Here is a 14,424-nt window from a genome sequence, read left to right on the forward strand (position 1 = left end):
TGGCAAGTACGCCGGCGCACGCAGCAGTCTTCTGCTTGGAATAAAGGCCGGAATCCCGGCGCTTAACCGAAAGGGCCGGATATTGTCGCTATGGCACGCCGAACGTCACGCATTCGAGTACACGCGCAATGGAGCGCTCGGGCGTTTCGCCGTGTTCAATTCGGTCACCCGGGAATTGTTGAGAGAGACGGCATTGCACCACATCGGTGAACAGTTCGTGGCTATCCTGATCGATGTCGGTGCGCGCCTCCCAAATCGCGGAAATCCACATGATCTGTGCGACGGCCCGGCGCAGAGTATCGCGTCTAGTCACACTTAATTTCGTACTCCTATTTACTTGACATAACCCAAGTTATCGCATTTTAATTCCGGAGAGCCTTATGTCAAGGACCGTCTGCTCACTAGGCTCGTAACGTGTCACATTATGTCCATTTCAGCGAATCGCCGCTGGTTGCTGTCGGCTGGACAGCCGATGCCAGGTCGGCATCCCGATTTGTACCGTAGCGCCGCCGATTTTGCACCGCTAGGCTGGATCGCTTCGTGATCGCCGCGGAGCACAGACGATGGAAAGCTGGCGAACAGGCTATCTTGGGATCCGTCAAGTACCCCGCGATCTGAGCGAGTTTGAACTCAACACTTTCTTCACGTTCTCGAAGCAAGAGATCGCGCTCATCGAGACGCGGCGATCTGATTTATATCGTCTCGCCGTTGCGTTGCACGTCGGGTTCATACGAATGTCCGGCCGATCGCTGGATTCATATCGCCAGATACCTGCGATGCTGTGGCGGCACCTCGGTCGACAACTGCATGTCCAGCCGCCCGATCTCGGAACGCTGCGCTCGATCTACGACGGACACTTCGATACGCTGTCCGACCATCAACGATTTGCTCAAATCATCGCGAACTTCCGCACGATCTCAGAGCACCAACGTCGATACGTGATCCGTTGGCTGAAGGAACAATTGACGGGTCGCCCAGAGCGCGGCCAACTGGGCAACGACCTGAAGCAATGGTTCTACGAACATCGGATCGTCATACCCAACGAACGGACAATCCGACAGTTCATCGTCCAAGCAGTTCGCGATATCGAGAGTTCGCTCCACGAGGAATTTCAGCGAACTTTTGGCCCGGAGAAATTGGACAGCTGGGCACGCCTTTTACCCCAGCCACACAAGGCGTATGTGAGCCTGCAGGGCTGGCTTTGGGCTGTACCGCTCCGTGGTTCGACTCAGCAGATGGGCGAAGTGCTGGACAAGATTAATCTCCTCACCATGCACGGCGTCGCATCCGCATGGCCAGGCGCGTGCAACGATGCAATTGTTCGCTACTACGCTCGTCGGTGTGCCAACCGCTCTCCATCCATCAGCAAACGGATCGCGCCGCAGAACCGGAGGCTCGAGGCCGCCTGTTTCATGCGTTATTCGCTGTGCACGGCGACCGATCACGTACTCACTATGCTCCGGCGCTGGGTGCAGAAAGTCGTGAATGATGCATCTCGCGCGCTCGATGCGGCGAAGAACAAGCGTGAAGATCAGCTTCGCGAGTTCGCCCTGACTGTGAAGGCGTTGGCGATTGACGAGTCCCTGTCGCGCGAACAGCTAGGTAGCGCGCTCTGTGAGCTGGCCGACAAAGTTCTCTGCCCACCACAAAGCCGCCGCAGCCTCATGCGGCAGCATCTAATCGGCAAGCGACACTCGGCACGGAACCTATTGATGCGGATAGTGCAACTGCCCTTCGAAGCTGATTCTACTCATCCCGTACTCGACGCGATCGTTCTGCTTCGAGATCTTTATCGCCGTCACGCTTACTTACTGCCCGATGGGTTGAATATTCGTCTGGGTCGCGCATGGCGCGAAGCGATCGACGGATTCGACCGAATCAAAGCCATGAAGGCGTTCGAATGGGCCACGTTGTTCGCCCTGCGCGTCGCGCTTCGCAACGGATCGATCTATGTGGAGCATAGTTTCGCGTTCCGTAGTCGAACTTGCATGCTGATTCCGATGGGCGAGTGGATCGCCAAACGCAACAATCTTTACGGGCAACTGGGTCTTCCGCAAGACCCCAAGGAATTCCTCGATCCGATCCTTTCACTTCTCGATCAAAGGCTTGATCTCTTGCTCGACGCGGTGAAGCAAGGGGATGTGCAAGTTGATACGGCGGTGCATTTGAGTCCGCTTAAGGCCCAGTCGGCGGACAACGAAGCGGATCGCATGCGACAGGCGATCTATCAGGCGCATCCGCAGGGGCAACTACCGGAGATCATCCTCGAGATCGATAGCGCAACACGATTCAGTTGGCTTTTGCTCGGGCGTGAACCTCGCTCACGAGTGGAACTGCTGATGGTCTATTCCGCCGTGCTCGCGCATGGAACATCTCTCTCGGCGGCGGAACTCTCTAGGATGGTGCCCGAGGTGCCAGGCGACGCGATCCGCCAAATGATGAAACGCTTGGCGGACGAGAGAAAGCTGAGGCTTGCCGCCGATGCAGTTCTTGAGTTCATGCACGAGCACCCTATCGCTGCTCACTGGGGCCGTTCTGATCTCGCGTCTTCCGACATGATGTCGCTCGAAACCACACGAAAGGTATGGCAGGCTCGGGCAGATCCGCGGCGCCGCTCGGCATCCATCGGAATGTACACACACGTACTCGATCGTTGGGGCATCTTTTACGATCAGCCGATCGTTTTGAATGAGCGGCAAGCAGGTGCGGCCATCGAAGGTGTTGTGCGCCAGAGTGCCACGAAAGACATCGCTCAGCTCGCTGTCGACACGCATGGGTACACCGATTTCGCGATGGGCCTGGCCCGCGCGCTTGGATTTGATCTCTGCCCTCGCCTGTCGCATCTTCGCGATCGTCGGCTTCACGTTCCTCGCAGTCAGGACGTGCCGCAAGAGCTTTGTGCGGTGACAGACCGCGACGTCAGACTTGACCTCATCGCTGAAGTCTGGGACGAGTTTGTCAGGATTGCTGCATCGATTCGCTCAGGAAAATGTACTGCAGTGGAAGCCCTAACCCGCTTCGGCTCAGCAGCGCGTGGGCAGCCGGTCTATGACGGAGGCGTCCACATCGGTCGTCTGTTCCGCAGCATCTTCCTGATCGATTACTTCACGAACACGACATTCCGGACGGAGCTGCAGCACGTGTTGAATCGGGGCGAGGCCGTGCACGTGGTTCAACGCGCGATTCATGTTGGCCGCATCCCCGTCGAATTGGCACGGCGCGAAGATTCGCTCTCGGCCGTGTCTTCCGCATTGACGCTGCTTGCGAACATTCTGATGGCATGGAACACGACCCACATGCAGCATGCACTTGAGGCGCTGCAAGCCTCCGGAGGCAAATCGCCTGGAGCCGAACAGCTCAGAAGGATTGCGCCGACGCATCTGGAGGGCATCAACCTGCGAGGGACATTCATTTTTCCCGTGGGACGGTACGCGAGCAGGCTGCTTCCAAGCTTGACCCAAGGAGCGGCGACGCGTGCAGCCAGTCAGCGCGCCTAGACGCGCCGACGATGCGTTTCAGGGTAGACAGAAAGTGCTTGATTTATAGAGATATTAATTTGGCGCCAGAACGCAAAGCCTTGTCGGAGCTAGAGCGCCCTAACCCGGAAAATGCACGGGAATCAAGACCACCCCCACCAGCACCTCGTGAAACGGCGTCAACCGGGTCGGCTGCGAGCGCCGCTGATACTTCGGCTCCTCCTGAACATCCATGTTCAGATATTTACTAATCGTGTTGCGCGACAGGCTTGTGAGACGCGCTATCTCGCGTACCGACTTGTTCTGGCGGTGGAACATCCGCCGCACCTTGCCAATCATCGTCATCGGGATCATCCCCAAACACCCTGCCAGAAAAACTAGCAGGATAGGTTGATTGCCCGGCTCAGTTTTCAGTCGGCGCGATCCCTACATGTGGCTGAATTTTCGGTCGGCGTAAACAAATCTGGAGTCAAATACGTTAAAAAATCCTTCGTACCGCTACGCGAGTTCAGGGATCTGGCCGATGCAAACCGGCAATTGCGCGACTGGGTCATCCAGCAGGCCGGCACTCGCGTGCACGGCACGACCCGCGACCTGCCGCTCGCGCGCTTTGCCATCGAACGCCCGCTGCTTGCACGACTGCCCGACGTGCCGCCGGTACTGGCCGTGTGGAGCGAGGTCAAGGTGCATACGGACGGCCACATCGTCTACAAGAACGCGCTGTACTCGGTGCCGTTCACGCTTGTTGGCAAGCAGCTGTGGGTGAAGGTCACCGACACCGTGGTTCAGGCGTTCCACCGGCATGAGCTCGTTGCGACTCATCCGCGACTACGCAAGCCTGGTGATCGGCATACGGTGCGGGATCACCAGCCGCCCGAGGCGCAGGCGTGGCTTGAGCGCGATCCACAGTGGTGTCTGGCCCAAGCTAAAGAGATTGGGCCGGCCTGCCTTGCAGTGATCCTCGCGATGTTCAACGACAAGGTGCTCGCGAACCTGCGCGGCGCGCAGGGTCTCGTCCGTCTACGCGAGAAATACGGTGACGCGCGCCTGAACGCCGCCTGCGAGCGTGCACTCACGTTCTCCAGCCCGAAGTATCGCACCGTCAAAGTCATTCTCGACAAGGCACTGGACGGCCAGCCAGCGGCGACGACACAGGCGACGGAACCTGCCGACACCTATCTGAACGGTGGACGCTTCGGCCGCGATCTCCAGTCCCTTCTTCTGCATTGAACGCCATGAATCCAAGTCCCGAACTGAATTCCATCCTCAAGCAGTTGCGACTGTCTGGCATCCTGGACTCCCTCGAACAGCGCAATCGGGAGGCCATCGATGCGCAACTCGCCTACACCGAGTTTCTTGCCATGCTGCTGCATGACGAAGTCGCGCGACGTGCGCAGAAGAAGCTCGGCGCGCGTCTGGGCCGCGCCGGCTTTGCGCTGGGCAAGACGCTCGAAACCTTCGACTTCAACCGACTGCCGAAACTAAACCGTTCGCACCTTCACGATCTCGCTACGGGCCGATACATCGACGAGAAGGTCTGCGTTCTGATGGTCGGGCAGACAGGCGTCGGCAAGTCCCACTTAGCGCAGGCCCTCGGGCACTGTGCCGCGCGCCAAGGTCACGATGTGCTGTTTATCAACCAGACCGATCTGCTCAAGAAGCTGCATGCGGCGCGCGCCACGGATCTCTACGAACGTAAGTTTCAGCAGTTCGTGCGTGTGCCATTGCTGATCGTTGACGACTTCGCGCTCAAGCCCCTTCGTGCACCCCACGATGAGGACTTCCACGACCTGATCGCTGCAAGGTACGAACGCGCAGCCTCGATCTTGACTTCAAACTTGGACTTCAGCGAATGGGGCGACGCCTTCCCCGACAACCGCGTTCTTGGAGCGGCAACGCTCGATCGCCTGCGCCACGGCGCCTATCGTGTCGTCATCGAGGGCGAGAGCTTCCGCAAGCCCAAACCGATGCCCGACAACGGCGAAAATGCGGTTGCCAAAGACGGCAAAAAACAGCAATCTTGAAACCGTTCGAATCCGCGTTTTATCGCGTTTCTGCTGGCGCCATTACGCCGCCCACCCCCGGCGCCATTACGCCGCCCCGTGACAGATGCGACAATGCCGATGCCGATGCCGATGCCGATGCCGATGCCGGGCCAGCTCGTCTCGACCTCGGGCGTCATCGCAGCATAGGCGCCCATGATGCGCTTCACGTCCGCATTTCCGCCGAAGCCAATGACGAAATCGGAACCGAGCAGCTCCATCGCCGCTCGGAAGGGGCGCTGGTGAACATGGACGCCTTCCTCCGCATATCTCAGGTCGAGCCTGCGAAGGTCATCGATCGTCCATGTGTTCATATAATCAAGCCTCGTTCCCGTACTGGTTGGCGGTTATGTTCGTGACAATATCGAACCCGAAGATGGCCGGGACCTTTTTACCCTTGATAGGCTGCCGGCCGGTAGGAAAGCCAATGGCGCCATGAGTGCAGCGGCGGCAGTCGGCAACCACGAGGGTTCAGTCTATGGGCCTGCCAAATCGTCAGGACCGAGGTATGCGATGTCGATTTTACTGACGTCCTGCGCGACCTGTGCGCGGAGGAGTCCGGCTCGAAGCGGATAAAGTGCTGCCTGGACAGTGCCAAGGGGCGTGCCGTCGGTCGAGAGCACTCGTGGCTGACCCGCCCAGTTGTGAACCTGAACTGCCGTGCCAGACAGAGGGGGGGCGCCCAGCCATGCGACATTCGCCCAATAGCGTCGATCAGACCAGGTGCGTTTCTCGGCTGGCGTGAAGCTCTGGGCGAACTCCGCCCATATCGGCTTTGTCTCCAGCGTCGGCCAGTCAGGCAGCGCGCTCCAGGCAGCGACAGGTTCGGAGTTGAGCCATTGTCGCAACTTCTGACCCGTCGTGAACGTCGCGCCAGTGTCGGCCACCGCCTTGATCGCTGCCAGCCGCGAATTGAAGCCCGCCTGGATGAGGATGGACGCGGAACGGTTCAGGGTGCCGGTCTCGACGGCCGGCACCGCGAGACCAAGTTCGTGATCTTCCAACGGCAGGTCGAATACGCCGACCGTGTCCCCATTGGCGGCGGCGCGGACGCGGATCGCCTCCATCGCCCAGGGCAGCCGGTAGACCAGACCGCCTTCGACGAACTGTAGGGTTTCCGATGGCTGAGCCCCGCCTAGCGCCGCCAGCGGCTGCCCGAGCAGCCACGCGCGCAGGATGTCGCGCCAATTCGCCGGTAGTGGGTCGGGTGTAAAGGGATAGAACGCGAAGACCCGCTCGGCGAGGCCGGTGATTGCGGTTATCGCTGCTTCGGCGTCTCCCTCGAGGATTGCGCCATTGGCCTGGATGAGAAGCAGGTTGGCGTCAACAGCGATGGCGTCGAGGGCACGGCCCGTCGTGAGGCCAACGCCGGCCAGGAAATAGCCGCGGCGGCGGGCAGCCGTCGACTGGCTCCAGATCAGCCGGCTGCGGGACACGAGACCGGCCTTGAGCACCTGCTGGACGTGAGCATCCTGACGCTGCAGGCGCCGGTGCCACAGGGACGATTGGAGGATGTCGTCCAGGGCGGCCTCGATCCCTTCGTCAGGAATGTCATTCTCGCCGATGAGGCTGAGGATGGCGGTGTCGAGCGTCGCGACGTGCCGTTCCCAGTCGGCGAGAGCGCGCTCGCGGTCTTCCGGCTTTTCGTTGGCGATCTCGGGGAAGGTCCAAGCGGCGGCGTTGTTGACGACATAATCAACGAGCTGATTGAGGTCTCCGCCGATGCGCGCGCGCATCCGCGTCAGCAGCACCGCGACCAAACGCACCAGACCGCTTTCCATTTCGCGCGCGCCAAGGTCGGTGATGAGCGCTTCCCAATTCCGCCGCTTCTTGGGGATGTCGTCGAACATAGGAAAAAGGACGATGCCCTCGACGTCGACATAAGCTCGTCCCGCCCGGCCGATGACGTTCTTGAACTCGCTGATCTCGATCCGCTCGCCGGCGCGATGTAGGGAGTACATGACGACGGCGGTGGCCGACAGGTTGAGGCCTTGGGCCAGCGTCGGCGAGGAGATGGTGACCTTGAGGACGTTCTCGCGCAGCAAACGCTCCACCTCCTTGCGATAGGCGGTCGGCAGGGCGCCATGGTGAAGGGCGACGCCGAGACGCAGGCATTTGAGGATCGCGCTGTCGGCGCCCAGCCATTCCTCGCCGAGCGCGATGGCAGTCCTGAGGACGTTCGGATCGGCATCGAGCAGCGAGCGCAGGGCGCCGCGCTCGTGCAGATCGACGATGACATCGGCGAACGGCTCGACGCTGCGCCGCTCCGGGCAGAAGACGAGGACGGTCTGGCCGTCGTCGACAAGCCGCCAGGCGGTCGCGAGACAGAGTTCGCGCTGGTCGTCGGGAAACAGGCGGGTGCGGCGGCGCTTCGGCGGAATCCAATTGGGCGGGGCGGCGCCGGTGAGGAAGCGCTGGACCCACGGCCGCTCCTCGCCGACTCTCAGATTAAGCCGGGCGGTTGGCGACCCCCACACCACTTCACCAAAGCGCAGCCGGGTCGGCCGCCAGTCATTCTTGATCAGCCCGCCCGGATGATCGCGGCGCAGCCAGGCGGCGAAGTCATCGAGCTGTTCGCCATCGGGCAGGATGGCCGATAGGCAGACGATCCGACGCTGCTGGGCATCGGCGCGGCGAAGGAGCCGCTGGATTTGCACCTCGTAGCGGACCTCACGTTCGTTGAGGCCGATCATGTGCCCTTCGTCGAAGACGAGCAGGCCGACATCGTCGAGCAGCGACGGATCGTTGCGAAGCGCGAAGTCGAGCTTCTCCGGCGTCGCGACGACGATGTCGCGCTCACGGATCGCGTCGTCGTCGAAGCCGCTGACGCCGATGCTGCCATAGAGCGCCGAGATGGTCTTGCCGAGCGGGCCGAAGGTTCGCTGCAGCGTGGTTTCGGTCTGCGCCGAAAGCGCTCGTAGCGGCGTGACGAACACCACCCGCTTGCCGCCCGCAACGCAGCGCAGGATGCAGAGTTCGGCAATGCGCGTCTTGCCGGCGCTCGTCGGCAGTGACACGACCAGGTCATCGGACTGATCGACGGCGCGGGCGGCTGCCTCGGTCTGCGACGGCCAGAGGTCGATCTCCGCTCTCGCGCGACGCTGCAGCAACGCAATGAACAGTTCGCGCAACCGCTGCCAGTCGGCCGCCAATCCGCCTGCAGGCTGAAGCGGGACCCTTTCATGGAAGGTGCTCGACCATAGATCCGACAGAAGGTGGATCGCGACACGGTGCGCCCACCATTGGGGCAGCATGTTCATCTCGCGGCAAATCGCGAGGCTCACGCGAAGCCGTTCCAGCGCCTGTTCGACAAACGCCTGCTCGCCGCGATCAAGGGCGACTAGGTAAAGCGACATGGCGGCCATGAAGGCGTCGGTGAGTGCCGTATCCAAGCCGTCAAAAAGGAAGTCGTCGCCACCGGCCTCCGGCGGTGCGGCCACGCCCTCGGCTTGGTCGAGCCGAGCCTGGATGTCGGCAGCGATCCGGGCGTCGCTGCCTTGGCCGGAGACCCGGTAGTCGAGAACGCTGCTGCGCAGGACGCCGAAATTGCGACGCATCAACTGAGCTAGCACGCGCTCGATCGGAGAGAAATTCTCATCCGCCTCGACGATGGCGAGGAGGGAATAGGCGCGCGCGGACAGGTGAGCGAGATGATAGGCGGCCGCCGCCATGACGAAATGGAAATCGCGATCGATCTCCTGGCGATTGCCCTTGGCCATCACCGCCTCAAGGGCGGTGGCGGCCTGCTCGAAGGCCGTGCGGGCCTGGGTGGGATCGCCGCCAAGCTCGCGAAGGCGAAGGCCCAGGCCGAGCAGGGAATAGGCGTAGCTATGCAGGTCGTAGCTGAGCTGCGGCGCGAACGCCGGTGCGTCGGCCGGAAGCGCACCATCGCGCCAGATGATGGCGCGGGCCTGTCCGCGTGCGATCAGCCGGCCGCGAAAGCCGGCGGTTGCCGCTTCGGCGATATCCGCGGCAATGGCCTCAGGGGTTGTTGGCATCGGCGATCACTCGATCGTAGACCGCGCCGATAAAGGCGCCATGACCATCCACGCGAAGCCCGATACCCCATTGATTGATGGGGCCCGGATAGGCCTGAAGGGAGGCGGCCAAGAGCGCGTCCGGGGCGTTGCCAGAGAATGTGAAAAGCAGATGCCGGACGCTCTGCGGCGGGATTCCGTGCTTGAGGAGCGCATCGTCGATCGCATCGGCCAGCGGCAGATTGTCGAGCTCAAGCAGGCGTGCCGAGATGAAGTGCAGGGCGTGTGCCGAGGGCAGCCCGCCATCCTTATCCAGCCCTGCGCGGGCTTCGGTTAGCACCTGCGCTGTCAAGGCGGAGCGACTCTTCGCCTCCGTCTTGAGGAACTGGAGGCGTTGCGACTGCGGGTCTTGCAGGATGCCGATCACGTCGTCGCCCCGCATCGCCATGTTGCGATGGTCTTTCCAGCGCAGCCGCTTGATCGGCGCGCGGTAGCCGCCGCTATGGGCGTCGATCCACTCCGTCGCGTAAATCTCGCCGAGATCGCCAGACCGGATCTGCTTGGTGGTCGGCAGCTTGCTCTCGATCAGCGCGGCGGCCGCAGGCTTGCCGAGCCGGGCGAGTGCGCGCGCCACTTGTTCTTCCGAGGCGTAGTGCCCGGGCACGATGGCCGCCGTCGCCTGAATGCCGACCGCAAGATTTGCGGCCTGACCCGTCATCACTCGACGGTGATGATTGCCCACCGGCTGGTCGACCGAAATGCACCAATCATTGAACTGCGCCACCCTCGTTCCTCCCGGTCACTGAGAAAAGAGGTCGCGGACGCGAATGAACGGCGCGCCGGTTTCAGCGGCGCGGCGGACCTTGCGTTCAAGAACCTGATTGAGCGGGAGTTCACGGTCGAGCATCTCATAGAGGTCAAGGCCGTCCATGCAGATGACGCGCTTGCCGCGTCCGAAGGCGGCGAGGCCGTCCTCGGTGAAGCCGCTGTTGCTGACGAAGAGACCACGGGTCCAGGCCGCCTTCTGCTCGATCTTGCCGTGGAAAGTGTGCAGCTCGGCGACGCCGATCGGCTGGCCGTGCCATTTGGCTTCGAGCAGGTAGATCTCGCGTCCAAGCTGGAAGCTGCCGTCGATCTGCTCGCCGCGCAACCGGAAGGGCTCCTGCGCTGCCAATCCGAAGGTGTCGAATAGCCGTTTGAGGAATCCCTCGAACGCATAGCCGCGCGCATGCGGCGCCAAGGCCGTGACCTGCAGCAGGTCCGCTTTGATCTTGGCGATCGCCGCGCGGTCGACGGGAACAGACTGGGGGCTTACCGAAGGGCGCGACGGTACAGCACCACCCGATAGGCGGTTGATCAGGCCTTGGTAGCGTGTCTCGGCATTGGCGACTGGGTCGGCGCCGCCGGAGCGGGCCAGATACTCGCTGCGATGCTCCCACAGCGCTTCCAGGGCGCGAATAGCGGTCGCGTCATCGCAGGTCTGAAGGAAATAGCGGAGGCGCTTGCCCTTCGATCCGCCGTTGGCCGCGTATTTCGGATCGTCGATGTTCACCTTGAGTTCGGAGGAGAAGAAGTCCGAAAAACTGGTGTCGGAAAAATCCAGCACGAAGCCCGGGCCCCGGACGAAGTCGACGAGGTCGTCAATTAGACGCAGGTCAATGGATCGAATCGAATTGATAGATCTTCCTCCCCGAGTTTCTAGCAGTTGGCCTCATCTTGTGCCGTAGGCAAATCACTTTCTGCTCCGGCCCTCCATTGATTGTACCTTTTGCTGCCAGCGGTTGGTGATGCTGAGGCGCGTGATTGTCCACGGAAGGGCAGACTGCCGCTAGGTTAGCTACAGCGGGGAAATGGACATGTTTGTTGCAGCGGCGAATCCCATTGTGATGACATTGCGGCACGAACTCATCGGCTAACCATATCGGCCGCGTGCGACTTGCTCGCGCCGCTTTTCGGCATCTACGCGGCATGGGGAATTGCGCTTGGGGTCGACTAAAGGCATCGGGTTGACACGGGGCTCGCCATTTGCCGATCGTGGTACGTAACCTGGCACAAGCAGCGCGCCGGCCGATGCGTTACCAATCGACGTGAGAGGATGAACGGCCGTTGTCCCTTGCAATCGGCCATCGACCTGGCGTGGTGCTGACCGGCGGTTGTGGGTCGGTTTCACCCATTCGCCAACATCAATGACTGTCCTCGGGCAATGCTGCATAGGAAGCAACTAATGGTCTTCGCTGCCGACCTCCAACAACGGCTGCGCCACGATATGGCGCCAGCGGAGGGGGTGCAATTGGCGCGTTCTAGCAAGTGTTTTTTGGCGCGTTCAGTTAACTTAGGCAAGCGGGTTGGTCCGAACCTTGTGTACATGGGAGCCCGCGAATGCCTACGAGCCTTCCACGCGGAGCGGGGAAGGTCGTCGCTGCCATGCATCGCAGATGACGCTGCTATCGCTCTGGACATGCACCTAATGCCAACGGGCGGATTGTGCGGGCGTGAACATAGGATACGAACTATGTTGCCGCTAAGTTCAAATGTCGGGGTTGCAGCTAAATACAGATGTCGCGCTTTGCACCGATGTTTGGCTTGCTTGCATTCGGGTTTCGGGGTTGGGGCGGCGCAGCCGCCCCCCGTTCCCTCATCGCTTTTGCGCTGACTTCGAGAATGGCTTCGTTCATGTCTGCGATGCTCAGCGCGCGTTGCTTCTTCAGTCCTTCAAGCGCCTTCTTGGCTCGAACCTGCTCGCCGCGATGCGTGCGTGACGGTGCATCACACGACCGACGATCGTCTCGTTTGGCCTGCAGCAATTGTGCGGCTTCGAGTGCGTGCGCCAGGCGCTTGTTCTCGACTTCCGCACCCTGATCAATCCGCGCAATACGGTCGTAAGTGCCGCAGCAAAGCACCTCGCCGCCAGCCTGCACCTCGATGCAGCCGCTCGGATACTCGACCACCTCGACTTGCTGGTGAATCAATCGGCGATTGGCGGGCGTGTCTTCCAGGAGATACATCACGCGGTCGTATTGCACCGTCAGCGCGTGTGTGACCTTACGCCAGACGCGATGCGCCAACAGTTGCGTCAAATCGTCGTCGGCGCGTAGGGGCCGATGCGCGTCATGCTCGCTGCGCGGCGGCTTGCCGAACCGTTGATTGAAATCAGCGATGAAGGAGGGGGCATAGGCGTTGGCTGCCTCCCAGGTGCTGATGCCGCGCAAGCGCAATTCCTTGACCAGCCGGTCCTGCAGGGTCAGGTTGGCGCGCTCGACACGCCCCTTGGCCTGACTGGTATTCGCGCAGAACGCGTCGATGTTCAGTTCGTACAAGGCCCGCCCGAACTGCGTCACGCCCTTGCCAGCGGTCTGTGAGCGGTTCTTGACGTAGAAGACGCTGGCCTTGTCGCTGTAGAACGCGATCGGCTTGCCATGTGCGTGCAGATACTTCGAGAGCGCCTCGAAATAGCTGAAGGTCGACTCGGTGGCAGTAAAGTGCAGCGTCATCAGCCGGCCCGTCGCATCGTCGATGAATACCAGCAGAGTGCACGCCGGCGCACGATCTTCGAACCAGCGGTGATCGCTGCCATCAATCTGAATCAGCTCGCCCAGACACGCCCGGCGATTGCGCGGCTGGTGAATCCGCGGCGGGCGCTGTTTGCGAGGCACCCAAAGGCCCGCCGCCGTCATCAGGGAGCGGATCGTCTCGACAGCCAGTTCAATGCCGTGGCATTCCCGTAACTTCTCGCACGCCAGTGTCGGGCCGAAATCGGTGTAACGCTCGCGGATCAACGCGATCGCGCGCTGCGCCACACCATCGGCCAACCGATGATTCCCCACGCGCCCGCGCTTGCCCGATACCAGACCGCGTGCGCCGTCAGCGCCATAGCGCAGCACCAGCCGCTCGATCTGCCGCACACTCAAGCCCAGCCGTTCGGCGGCACGCCCTGGCTTGAGTCGGCGCTCGGCAACGGCCTGAATCACCTTGAGTCGGTCCAGTTCGCGCATCGACATCGTGATGGTCCCAGTGGTGTTCATGGCAGGCCTTTCACAGGGGCGGTTAGTCAAAGACGGGCCCTGGAAAAAGACAGCACCGGTGATGACTTTCGTTCTCAAACGTGCGGTGTTTCGCGACGGTGGAGGCCGCGGACGTCGCACGATATGCCCTCGTCATCCATGACGGCATGACGCCATTGGGCGACGATGAACCGCCGTCGCGCTGGCCGATGCGCTTCGATTGCGAAATCCAGTGCATTGATGCAGCCCTCGAGATGGCCGGGATCGACACGACACAGGCGCTTCATCCGCCCAATATCTATTGGAAGGACGATGACGCTGATGACGGCGGTGGCTTGCTGCCGGGCGCGGACGACTGAGATGGGGCGCTGGAGCGGTTCGCGCGCGACGCGCGTGCGCGCGCCTGACACACTGCCTGGCAAAATGCCTGTGTTAATCGAGCCGCAGCTGGCGACACTGGTTGAACGTCATCCTGGCGAAGGCGACTGGTCCTACGAGATCAAGTTCGACGGCTATCGCATGCTCGCGCGTATCGAAGACGGTGACGTCACGCTGGTCACGCGCAATGGGCACGATTGGACGGAGCGCATGCCACGGCTGCGCGCCGCACTGGAGGCCCTACCGGTCGATGCCGCATGGATCGACGGCGAGGCAGTCGTACTCGATGCGAACGGTAAGCCCGACTTCAATGCACTGCAGAACGCCTTCGACCGGCGCAGTACAGCCGATATCGTCCTCTTCGTCTTCGATCTGTTGTGGCTGAACGGCGCCGACATCCGCGAAGAGCCGCTGCGTGCGCGTCGCGCACTACTTCACGAGTTGATGCAAAACGTTGAGAGCCCGCTCCTGCGTTACTCCGACGATTTCGCCCAAGATCCGGCCTCACTCGTGGCCTCCGCCTGCAAGATGCAGCTCGAAGGCATCATCG

General features: G+C 61.5%; 10 protein-coding genes and 2 pseudogenes. 6 read left to right on the forward strand and 6 right to left on the reverse strand.

The window, feature by feature from the left end; genetic code table 11:
* Positions 1-88 precede the first annotated feature (88 nt).
* Complete coding sequence (locus BG57_RS28240; RefSeq protein WP_035970214.1) at positions 89-271, reverse strand: hypothetical protein; 183 nt, start codon at positions 269-271, stop codon at positions 89-91.
* A gap of 292 nt (positions 272-563) precedes the next feature.
* Between BG57_RS28240 and BG57_RS28245 the strand changes: the two genes are divergently transcribed.
* Positions 564-3,497, forward strand: a complete 2,934-nt coding sequence (locus BG57_RS28245; RefSeq protein ID WP_035970215.1) for a Tn3 family transposase — start codon at positions 564-566, stop codon at positions 3,495-3,497.
* 138 nt (positions 3,498-3,635) lie between these two features.
* Here the strand turns inward: BG57_RS28245 and BG57_RS28250 are convergent.
* Positions 3,636-3,821, reverse strand: a pseudogene (locus BG57_RS28250) (IS21 family transposase); the annotation flags it as partial.
* Between the two features lie 105 nt (positions 3,822-3,926).
* On the opposite strand from BG57_RS28250, the pseudogene BG57_RS28255 reads away from it, so the two are divergent.
* The 3 genes and pseudogenes from BG57_RS28255 to BG57_RS33185 all read left to right on the forward strand — a co-directional run.
* Positions 3,927-4,706: pseudogene (locus tag BG57_RS28255) on the forward strand (Mu transposase domain-containing protein); the annotation flags it as partial.
* 5 nt (positions 4,707-4,711) lie between these two features.
* Positions 4,712-5,500 carry an IS21-like element helper ATPase IstB gene (istB, locus tag BG57_RS28260; RefSeq protein WP_035970217.1) on the forward strand — a complete coding sequence of 263 codons (789 nt, stop codon included), beginning with the start codon at positions 4,712-4,714 and terminating at the stop codon, positions 5,498-5,500.
* Positions 5,497-5,877 carry a hypothetical protein gene (locus BG57_RS33185; protein ID WP_160174763.1) on the forward strand — a complete coding sequence of 127 codons (381 nt, stop codon included), beginning with the start codon at positions 5,497-5,499 and terminating at the stop codon, positions 5,875-5,877. Before istB ends, BG57_RS33185 begins: the two co-directional genes overlap by 4 nt.
* Before the next feature lie 117 nt (positions 5,878-5,994).
* Here the strand turns inward: BG57_RS33185 and BG57_RS28265 are convergent, their stop codons facing one another.
* The 4 genes from BG57_RS28265 to BG57_RS28280 form a co-directional block, all read right to left on the reverse strand.
* Complete coding sequence (locus BG57_RS28265; RefSeq protein WP_035970218.1) at positions 5,995-9,516, reverse strand: DEAD/DEAH box helicase; 3,522 nt, start codon at positions 9,514-9,516, stop codon at positions 5,995-5,997.
* Positions 9,500-10,279, reverse strand: coding sequence for a Hachiman antiphage defense system protein HamA (locus BG57_RS28270; RefSeq protein WP_035970219.1), 780 nt, complete (start codon positions 10,277-10,279; stop codon positions 9,500-9,502). The genes BG57_RS28265 and BG57_RS28270 overlap by 17 nt, the downstream gene beginning before the upstream one ends.
* Positions 10,280-10,294: 15 nt before the next feature.
* Positions 10,295-11,101, reverse strand: coding sequence for a restriction endonuclease (locus BG57_RS28275; RefSeq protein ID WP_035970220.1), 807 nt, complete (start codon positions 11,099-11,101; stop codon positions 10,295-10,297).
* 940 nt (positions 11,102-12,041) lie between these two features.
* The gene (locus tag BG57_RS28280) at positions 12,042-13,517 is read right to left on the reverse strand and encodes an ISNCY family transposase (RefSeq protein WP_035970221.1); all 1,476 of its coding nucleotides are present in this window, start codon (positions 13,515-13,517) and stop codon (positions 12,042-12,044) included.
* 98 nt (positions 13,518-13,615) lie between these two features.
* On the opposite strand from BG57_RS28280, the gene BG57_RS28285 reads away from it, so the two are divergent.
* Together BG57_RS28285 and BG57_RS28290 are read left to right on the forward strand one after the other, a co-directional pair.
* Positions 13,616-13,855 carry a hypothetical protein gene (locus tag BG57_RS28285; protein ID WP_035970223.1) on the forward strand — a complete coding sequence of 80 codons (240 nt, stop codon included), beginning with the start codon at positions 13,616-13,618 and terminating at the stop codon, positions 13,853-13,855.
* A partial coding sequence (locus tag BG57_RS28290; protein WP_479389485.1) for an ATP-dependent DNA ligase occupies positions 13,809-14,424 on the forward strand: 616 nt, incomplete at its 3' end. The genes BG57_RS28285 and BG57_RS28290, both read left to right, overlap by 47 nt.

Origin of the sequence: Caballeronia grimmiae (genome assembly GCF_000698555.1) — a bacterium.
In the GTDB taxonomy this organism is placed as follows: Bacteria; Pseudomonadota; Gammaproteobacteria; order Burkholderiales; family Burkholderiaceae; genus Caballeronia; species Caballeronia grimmiae.

What these genes read in the sequence shown, in the direction of transcription:
- BG57_RS28265 (WP_035970218.1), bottom strand. Translation starts at nt 9,516, where the DNA reads ATGCCAACAACCCCTGAGGCCATTGCCGCGGATATCGCCGAAGCGGCA.
- BG57_RS28240 (WP_035970214.1), bottom strand. Translation starts at nt 271, where the DNA reads ATGTGGATTTCCGCGATTTGGGAGGCGCGCACCGACATCGATCAGGAT.
- BG57_RS28245 (WP_035970215.1), top strand. Translation starts at nt 564, where the DNA reads ATGGAAAGCTGGCGAACAGGCTATCTTGGGATCCGTCAAGTACCCCGC.
- istB (WP_035970217.1), top strand. Translation starts at nt 4,712, where the DNA reads ATGAATCCAAGTCCCGAACTGAATTCCATCCTCAAGCAGTTGCGACTG.
- BG57_RS28280 (WP_035970221.1), bottom strand. Translation starts at nt 13,517, where the DNA reads ATGAACACCACTGGGACCATCACGATGTCGATGCGCGAACTGGACCGA.